The sequence below is a fragment of the Pseudomonas sp. W15Feb34 genome, from assembly GCF_023127765.1.
In the GTDB taxonomy this organism is placed as follows: Bacteria; Pseudomonadota; Gammaproteobacteria; order Pseudomonadales; family Pseudomonadaceae; genus Aquipseudomonas; species Aquipseudomonas synxantha_A.
Genome location: NZ_SPKN01000046.1, coordinates 278,479 through 286,762, shown reverse-complemented (window position 1 = coordinate 286,762; position 8,284 = coordinate 278,479). Strand labels below are relative to the sequence as shown.

Annotated in this window: 8 protein-coding genes; all 8 read right to left on the bottom strand. The window is 58.6% G+C overall.

All coding sequences use genetic code 11. The annotated features are described in order from the left end of the window. Positions 1–588: 588 nt before the first annotated feature. Positions 589–1,383: a DNA adenine methylase gene (locus tag E4O97_RS24820; protein WP_169918367.1), complete on the bottom strand. Its 795-nt coding sequence runs from the start codon at positions 1,381–1,383 to the stop codon at positions 589–591. Positions 1,384–1,531: 148 nt separating this feature from the next. Then, positions 1,532–2,074, bottom strand: a complete 543-nt coding sequence (locus E4O97_RS24815) for a lysis system i-spanin subunit Rz (protein ID WP_248162532.1) — start codon at positions 2,072–2,074, stop codon at positions 1,532–1,534. Beyond that, entirely contained in the window at positions 2,056–2,619 is a 564-nt protein-coding gene (locus E4O97_RS24810; RefSeq protein ID WP_093114256.1) for a glycoside hydrolase family 19 protein, read from the bottom strand. Before E4O97_RS24810 ends, E4O97_RS24815 begins: the two co-directional genes overlap by 19 nt. A 48-nt stretch (positions 2,620–2,667) precedes the next feature. Next, positions 2,668–3,708 carry a contractile injection system protein, VgrG/Pvc8 family gene (locus E4O97_RS24805; RefSeq protein WP_169918369.1) on the bottom strand — a complete coding sequence of 347 codons (1,041 nt, stop codon included), beginning with the start codon at positions 3,706–3,708 and terminating at the stop codon, positions 2,668–2,670. 58 nt (positions 3,709–3,766) lie between these two features. Further along, entirely contained in the window at positions 3,767–4,027 is a 261-nt protein-coding gene (locus E4O97_RS24800; protein WP_043046692.1) for a hypothetical protein, read from the bottom strand. 131 nt (positions 4,028–4,158) lie between these two features. Further along, on the bottom strand, positions 4,159–4,365 hold the full coding sequence (locus tag E4O97_RS24795; RefSeq protein ID WP_043046728.1) for a tail protein X: 207 nt from the start codon (positions 4,363–4,365) through the stop codon (positions 4,159–4,161). Then, complete coding sequence (locus E4O97_RS24790) at positions 4,340–5,185, bottom strand: phage tail protein (protein WP_248162530.1); 846 nt, start codon at positions 5,183–5,185, stop codon at positions 4,340–4,342. Before E4O97_RS24790 ends, E4O97_RS24795 begins: the two co-directional genes overlap by 26 nt. A gap of 9 nt (positions 5,186–5,194) precedes the next feature. Further along, positions 5,195–8,266, bottom strand: coding sequence for a phage tail tape measure protein (locus E4O97_RS24785; protein ID WP_248162528.1), 3,072 nt, complete (start codon positions 8,264–8,266; stop codon positions 5,195–5,197). Positions 8,267–8,284 lie beyond the last annotated feature (18 nt).

Below are 8,284 nucleotides of genomic sequence, written 5' to 3'. Positions count from 1 at the left end.
CGTCTTTCCGTCTTTCCGTCTTTCCGTCTTTCCGTCTTTCCGTCTTTCCGTCGAAGCTACCGCTTTGCGCAAATACGTAAATACGTAAATACGTAAATACGTAAATACGTAAATACGTAAATGCGTACAGCGCTATCGATAGCCGCAGAATCGCTGACGCCAACGGCGTGCGAATCGCCTCCAACCGAAAACCCAATGAAAACGGGCCCCGCAGAGGGTCAAGCTTAGGAAATTTGCGCAAGTTGCGTAACTTCCGCAACTTGCGAACATCAGAAAAAAATCAAAATCGGGTATTGACTTAAAAGCCAGCCACATACTAGCCTTAAAAGGACTTAAGGCCCCAGCCTCCCACAAAACCAAAAGCAGCTGAATTTACCGCAGAGCTAGCACGTAGCCTCACTGATTTTCGCAAACGATATATCGGACCCAGAAGGGTCCAACTTCATTACAGAGAAAACATCATGAAATGGATCGCTTTAGTGATTGCGCTTACTAACGTTTTTGAAGCTCTACGTAAAGCCTGGGAGATTTTGAAGTCCTAAAAAATCTAAGATTGCTTAGGGTTATGGATGACCCCATGGCGAAAACTTAAAAAAGTGACCCCAAAGGGTTTGGTTGCCAATTCATGATGATCAATTCTCCGCTGACAGCCGACACGCCCTGCCGCTGGTTCGCTGTGCTGTACCGAATGTCTACAGTCTCAAAATGAAAGCCTTCAAACACGCGCCGAATGTCCGGGTGATCGTTGATGCTAACCATGACCTTCCCTTTGCAGCGCCGCATGAAGTCAGCCATGCGTTCGTAATTCTCAAAGGGAAAATCCACGCCATAACCGGCCGTCTGCCAGTACGGCGGGTCCATGTAGTGGAAGGTATGGGCACGGTCGTAGCGTTCGGCACACTCAAGCCAGCCCAGGTTCTCCACATAGGTGCCTGACAGACGCTGCCACGCTGCAGATAGATTTTCCTCAATCCGCAGCAGGTTGATCGCAGGGCCGGTGGTCGCGGTGCCAAACGTCTGCCCCGTCACCTTGCCGGCAAAGGCATGGTGCTGCAGATAGAAAAATCGAGCGGCGCGCTGGATGTCGGTGAGGGTTTCAGGGCGGGTCATCTTCTGCCACTCAAACACCTGGCGGGAACTGAGCGCCCATTTGAACTGGCGGACGAATTCTTCCAGGTGGTTCTGCACAACGCGATACAGCGTCACCAGGTCGCCGTTGATGTCGTTGAGAACTTCAACGGGCGCAGCCTGGGGACGCATGAAGTAGAGCGCAGCGCCGCCGGCAAACACTTCAACGTAGCATTCGTGTGGTGGGAAGAGCGGGATAAGGCGGTCGGCCAGGCGGCGTTTGCCGCCCATCCAAGGGATGATGGGTGTAGACATAAAAAGCAAGACCTTTGCTGTATGGATAAACAGTGCTAGGCTCGCTCCGCTTTGTGCACGAAGCAGGAGCCTTGGCTGGACTTGCAGGGACGATCTGCGGGGAAGGTGGTCGGGTAGGATGTTGACGCATCCTGCCCGGCCGCTCCTTTTACTTCGGTGTAGAAACCTCTTTTGCGTAAGCCTGACAGGCCCGCAGGGCGATCAATCCTTGATCGCCGGTATCGGTGATTCCGATAATTCGTTGAGCATGCGCTGGGTCAAGTTGGGCTCTTGTGGTGCCATGAACCACGCGGCCGGTGATGGTGGTGGTTGGCATTGCACAGCTGCCGGTGGTTTCGGTGGCGGCGAGTACGACTGACAGCCGCAGATCAGCAGTGGCCAGGCGATCACGCAGGCGAGCCTGCTTGGTTTGCTCATCAGTCAGTTCCTTGTGGTGGGTTTCCTCTTTGTTCTGCAGGCGTAGCTCCAGGGCCAGGCGTTTTTCCTGCTCGATGCGCTGCAGGTCAGCAGACGCTTTGGATATCTCGTTGAGGGTGTCCGCCTGCAGCCGGGCCTGGCGCTCCAACACACGGCCATAACGCCAGTCCTGCGCAGTCCAGGCCAACGCCGCGGATCCGGCGGCGACCATCAGCAACAAGCCGCCGACGACAGCGATTCGAAGCTGCATAGGGATCAGGTCGAAGAGACGCATAACACTGCCCTCGCCCTACCCCAGAGCTGCAGCCGATCCTCCAGGCCGTTGAGGCCGCCATTGATCCGACGGGTGATGGTGTTGAACTGGTCCTGATCCGCGAGCGCATTCAGCCCATTCACCGACCAGAACCACGCCGCCGACTCTGCTGCCCATTGCGGCTGCTCGAGCAGCTCCGGCGTACGCAACAATCGTTCATCGCCAAACAGCGCCAGGCTGCAGCGCAGGTAGTTATCGTGACCGGTGACCTGAATCAGGCCACGACCACGGTAGCGCTGACCATCACCGTCGGCTTCGGGAGTGTTACCGAGCTTGGCCGCCAGGGCGCCGGTGTCGTATTTGCTGAGGTACTGATCGCTGCCCAGTTCGCGTACGTACTGCAACTGGCCCGACTCGTGGCCGACCTGGGCGAGGAATGCGGCTTGGCGCTTGGGTGTATTGATCTTCCTGTTGATCATCGCTGCATTTAAAGCAGATACAAAAACGCCCGCTTGGCGGCGGGCGTTAGGCATGATGCGTTGAAGTTGTTGCTCGGTGATTGGCATGGCGCCTCCTGAGTTGATCGTTGCGGATCTGTCGATTGCGTTAGGCGGTCACGGCACCGTCAGCACCGTGAGCGGCTTTTTCTGTTTCTTACCTTTGGCCTTGGCTTTGCCTTTTTTGCCGGCGTTGCACTCGACAGTCGTGGACCAGCCGGCCTGGGTGAACACCTGTTCCACCGAGTCCACCAAAAAGTCCCCATCCAATCCGTCCTTGAAGCCCTGCGCGTTGATATGGCGCTCGGCAAACAAGTCGGTGCGCCCCACCATCTCCAGCCGAACTGCTGCAGAGGAACGGTTGAACGCATTCAGCCGTGCCTTGGCAGCCTGTTCCGCTGCAGACTTGTTGGGATGGATATGTCGGTCGGTATGTACCGGCGGCATGCCTTCCGGGGCGTCATCGTTGCCCAACTCCAGGGTTACCAGCTCGCCGCTCTTTTTTTCTTGGTAGCGTGTCTTGACCGCCTTTTGCGTGGTGCGATCAGCGAAACGAAACTGCCAGCGGCTGACATCGCTTTTCTGGATGGTGACCACGCCGAGGGTTTTGCCGCTCGCGCTCTGTCCCGCTTGACGCTGCATCACCAACAGCTTGCCGTCGGCGACCTTGGCGGTGCAGTCGTATTGTTTGGACAGGCGAGTGATGAAGTTGAAGTCGGATTCGCCGATCTGGTCGACCCGAGGCACCACAGTGGTGATGGAACATACGGGTTGCCAACCGTTGCGAGCGGCCACGTCGGTGACGATCTGCGCAAGGGTGACGTTTTCCCAGCTACCGGTGCGAGTGGTTTTGCCGGATCCGCGCATGTCGCTGGCTTTACCGCGAATCACAATGGTGTCCGGCGGGCCGGATGCTTCGACCTCATCCACGATGTAGCGGCCCAGGCGCGTCAGGCTGTTGCCGGCGTAGCCCAGGTAGATCTCAATGCCGGCACCGCGCTTGGGCAGTGACACAGCACCATCGCGGTCATCGATACGCAGCTCGAAGTCATCCGACTCCATGCCGGGTTTGTCGACGGTGCGCAGGGACAGCAGGCGGTCGTTGATCAGGGTCGTGATATCGGTCCCGTCCGCGACAATTCTAAAAGTTGGTTTCATTTCGATACCCCAGAAACGACAAAGCCCCGCAATGCGGGGCTTCGTCATGAATGGGTGCTCAGTTGATGTCGAGCACCACCAGGCTGTCCTCTCGAACAGCAATACAGCTTTGACACACAGGGCAGGCGAAGACGTCGGTCTTCGGCTCGATGACCATCGACTTGGTACACGCCGGGCAACTGCCGACTACCTGGGTTTCACGGAAACCGAAGGTTTTCCACAGCGTGGCGAGGATCACGCCTACGGCCAAAAACCAACCGACGATGGGAATGAAGGCCAGGAGGATCGCCCCCACAATGCCGAAGAAAATCCAATTCATCCGATAGCCCAACTCAGCCCAGATGCCCCGTTTTACCTTCCTTAACGCTGTTGATCTTTCCATGAGGCGTCCCGCGCTCGATCCAAAAAATGGCGAGTCTATCGGTGACAGACCTATGGGGCAATCAGCCATCAGTCCCAAAGCTGCACGGTTTCGTCCGTGACCGGTGGAAGGTCTGGGAAGACGATCAGCAACCCGGCCTTGAGCGGTTGCGGCTGGTCGGCCAGTCCTTGGTTGTGAGCCAGCACCGCCTCCACGGTGCCGTTGAGGTGCCCGTAAAGCTGGTTACACAGGGTATCCAGCACGTCGCCGTCAGACGTTCTGCAGGTCATCGCCATATCGTACAAACTCCAGGGTAAATACTTGCTTACGCGGGATCCCGCCCTGCAGCAGCGCGCTCTGTTCTTCGTCAAGGTTCTTCAGGCACCAGGTGCCCAGCACTTCCCCGTAGCCGGTGGTGAGGGTCAGTGGTAGCAATTGGGCCCCGATGCTGCGCAGGGTGTCCAGTTGCTTGAGCCCTCCTTTGAAGCCCGGAAAGATCGAGCCTTTTAGGGCCATTTTTTCCTCGCCCATACCGATGGCCTGTTGCGCCGGTCGACGGCTGAGGCGTTCTTGCGCAGCCCAGCGAAACTCTGTCTGCCGGCGTAACTCGTCGAAGGCCGCCGTATCCAGGTTGAAGTAGTAGGGCTGAGTGTTTGGCTTGAGCGGCTGGATGATCAACAGGTGAGGAAACGGCTTCACGGCTTCAGCGAGAGGAGTCTGAGACAGCCCCAGGGCTTCGGTCGGTAGAACGTTTGCCAACGATGGGCTGACCTTCCCTGCCACCTTATTGATAGCCGCGCCGGCTTTGGCGGCTTGTTCTTTGAGCACACCCAGACGCTCGTCTATTTGAGAGGCTGCCCGTGAAGCTCGGCTGTATGTCTCAACCACTGCGCCGACCTTGGCCTGTGCTGCACCAATCCCCCGCATGACACGTTGAAGTTTTTCACCTGCACCTGGCGGTAGGAACGGCACATTTTCAAGCTCAGCAGCTGCGCCAGTGATCTCGCTGATCGCGCCGTTTACCGGCCCCATAATCCCATCAATGCTCCGCCGGCCCGCCTCGCCCGCGCTGACCAGGTATTTGAAGCCGGACTGCATCTGCTCCAGATATTCCATGATCCCTCCTTATGTATGGGCGTCGTCGTAGAGATTACGTCGGGCTTCCTGCTGTGCGGCGTCATTCAGTGCGCGCTGCATCAGGGGTAGAAGCTGCTGAACAAATTGCTGTGGATCCTTGGCATCACCCTCGACCGTGACCGGCATGTTCAGCGAATAGCTGAACTTTTGGTCCACCCGTGCAGGCTCCGGCTTAGGTGCCGCAGGCGCGTGAATAACCAGATTGGCGGGTTTTGGAGCAACAGGCGCCGCCAGTGAGCGAGTGACGTCGCCCAACGCCGGCCCCATTGGCATCATCATCGGTGCTGTTGGTTTCGGCGTTGCTGTTGTAACCAGCGCCTGCTGCCGCACCGGAGGCGCGGCGATGCTATTTACCGGCACCGGTACCGCCTGAATCAGCGGTTTTATGACCGGTGACAAGGGAGCGACAGCCGTTCCGATATCCTGCACTGCAGGTGCTGGCTGAGTCGCCACAACGATAGGTTGCTGAGCGGCGAAGCTATTCGCCATCGTCGCCAGGCTGGGTGCCGCTGGCCCAGGTCGCGGCGCCATCAACATCGGTGTAATCGGTGCGGCGGTCGCTTTGGGTTTGTCACTGCCGAACATCGACAATCCAGCCCAGCCCCCCAGTTGCTGACCTCCGATGCTCCCAAGGTATGCCCCCACCATACCGCCGATGGCTGTGCCAATGATAGGAACCACTGAACCAATGGCTGCGCCCGCAGCTGCACCCGCCATGGTGCCGGCAAGAGTTCCGGCGGCCTCGCCATAGCCCTCCGCTTTTTCGTCCTGCGTTTCAGCAGTCAGGTAGGTGTTGAGCACCATGCTGCCGGCCTCGACCAAGGAGGCACCCGGAACCACTTTGGCCGCTTTGCCAACCTTACCGACACCTCCGGCGACCGAGGTCAGCATCTTCGTTCCAGGACCCGGCAAAACAGGAGGACGAGGAGCTGAAACCGATGGACGTATAGCCGGTGCAGGCACGGGAGGTGTCGTTGGCCGAACAGCCGGCCGACTTGGCAGAACCGACGGACGCTGTGCAAGCGCAGGTGCACGTGGCGGACCAACCGGACGCGGTGATCGTGGCGGTGCCGTTGGACGGCGCCGCGAAGCCCTAGGAACAGTCGGCTTTCTGTTTCGACGCCGTGCCGAACGTGAATTACCCATGCCGCCCATGGACGCCATATTCACGACAAACACACGCTGGATACCGCCCACCGGCTCTGCGGCATCCCCTCCGCCACCCACCGCATCTTCAATCATCGAGACGACATCGATGCCCTTGGCAACAGGATCCAAACCACCCGCCTTCGGATCAGCCCCAGGACCACCTTTACCTCGTAAGGCGGCGGCAGCTTTCAGCCCTTTCTCAACCACCGACAACGCTGTACCGCCTTTGCCCCTGCCCGCACTGCCGCCGCCTGCATTCGAATTGGTGACAAACACCTTTTGCACACCAATTGCTTTTCCGCCCAAACCGCCACGCGCCAAATTAATCAGGCCCTTGCCGATCTTGAATGTCTGAAACGCCGCGACTGCCGCGCCAATCGCACCAATAGCTACCGTCGTACCGCTGACGATTTTAGGAAACTCATTGGCAAGGCCCGCCATGCTATTCCCAACCTTGGTCAAGCCATCGGCCGCCAGGTCGGTGAGCGGTCGTAACGCATCACCGAGGCTGGTCATAGTCGCTTCCATGCTCGATGTCGCCGCGCTCCACTTGGCGTTGGATGTCTCACGAGCTTTCGCCGCGTCGGACTCGATCTTGGCCTTACCATCGGTTTTCTTGATGGTGGTCATGTTGTCTTTGATCGTGTTGCCGTACTTGATCTGGGCGAGCAAGCCATCACTGGCGCTCTGATCACTGACGATATTCGCCAAACCCGCCGCCTGGATCAGCGCGACCATGGCCTGTTCTTCCTCGGCGCTGCCATCCTTGGACGCCTTGATCTTGGCCTTGAGCGCCGCGACCTTCTTGGCCGTGGCCGGATCCTGTTTTTGGATCAACTGCTCACTGAGCATGATGAAAGCTTCAACCGGGTTGGAAGCCTTACCGCTTTTGGTAGCGGCCAGAATCGAACTCGTCAGGTCATAGCCTTGTTTTGCGAACCGCTCCTGGCTGGTGCTGCTGATCACCGCGTTGAGCAAGTTGTTCATGTTGGTCGCGGCCGCCGCCGCGTCCTGGGTTTGCGAGAACTGCGACTGCAGGCTCGCACCGAGGAAACGCACGGCTTCCGGGCCTTCCATACCCAGGCGTTTAATCGTGCCGAGCAGTGCCGGCATGTACTTGGCCATGTCCTTGGGGCCGAACGCACCAATGTCACCCGCAGCGGCCACCTGCCCCAGCATGGCGCCCATATCTTCCTTCTTGACCCCAGCCTCCTTGAAGGCACTGAACAAGGTGGCGATGGTTCCGGCCTCCATGCCTTGGCCGTCGACCAGATCAGCAATCAGCGGCGCATAGTCCACCGACGCCTCCCAGTCGATGCCCTTCTCGATCAAGCCTCCGACCGCTCGAGCGAGAGCCTGCTGCCCCATCCCCTTCTTCGCGGCCACTTCACTGATCTTGTCGGCCATTTTCTGTTCGGCGTCTGTGCCGGCAGTGTGTGCCCACAGCGCCATCTGCCGAATTTGCGTCTGGTAGTTGGCCGATACCTTGGTGGGAATGGCGATCAACGCGGTAGCAGCCGCCGCCTTGCCCAACGTGCCGGTAAGCCCCTCTTTGCCATCTTTGATCTGAGAGTACCCAGTGGCTTTCAGGTCGGCCTTGCGAGCGACCTGCTCCATACTCTGATAAGCCTTGGCGAGGTTACGCACCTCAACACCTTGTTTTTTCAGGGTGCTGAGGTTGGACTCCAATTTGCGCAGCAACGTACTGGCACCAGCGGCGCCGCTGTCATTGGCCTTCTTCCATTCCTCCCGCAGTCGGATGGTGTCGCCAATCGTGCGCTGCAGCACCCGAGCCTTGGTGCCTTGAGCTTCCAGCTGCTTGATCCGCCCCTGCACATCCTTGAAGGCCGTGCCCACTGTGGAGCTGACGGCGCCGCCAATCACCAGGCCGAGCGCGAGTTTGTTTGCCATGTCGTGGCTCCCTGTAGC

Coding starts and splice junctions, on each gene's coding strand:
- E4O97_RS24815 (WP_248162532.1), bottom strand. CDS start 2,074: ATGCGTCTCTTCGACCTGATCCCTATGCAGCTTCGAATCGCTGTCGTC.
- E4O97_RS24805 (WP_169918369.1), bottom strand. CDS start 3,708: ATGAAACCAACTTTTAGAATTGTCGCGGACGGGACCGATATCACGACC.
- E4O97_RS24800 (WP_043046692.1), bottom strand. CDS start 4,027: ATGAATTGGATTTTCTTCGGCATTGTGGGGGCGATCCTCCTGGCCTTC.
- E4O97_RS24795 (WP_043046728.1), bottom strand. CDS start 4,365: ATGGCGATGACCTGCAGAACGTCTGACGGCGACGTGCTGGATACCCTG.
- E4O97_RS24790 (WP_248162530.1), bottom strand. CDS start 5,185: ATGGAATATCTGGAGCAGATGCAGTCCGGCTTCAAATACCTGGTCAGC.
- E4O97_RS24820 (WP_169918367.1), bottom strand. CDS start 1,383: ATGTCTACACCCATCATCCCTTGGATGGGCGGCAAACGCCGCCTGGCC.
- E4O97_RS24785 (WP_248162528.1), bottom strand. CDS start 8,266: ATGGCAAACAAACTCGCGCTCGGCCTGGTGATTGGCGGCGCCGTCAGC.
- E4O97_RS24810 (WP_093114256.1), bottom strand. CDS start 2,619: ATGCCAATCACCGAGCAACAACTTCAACGCATCATGCCTAACGCCCGC.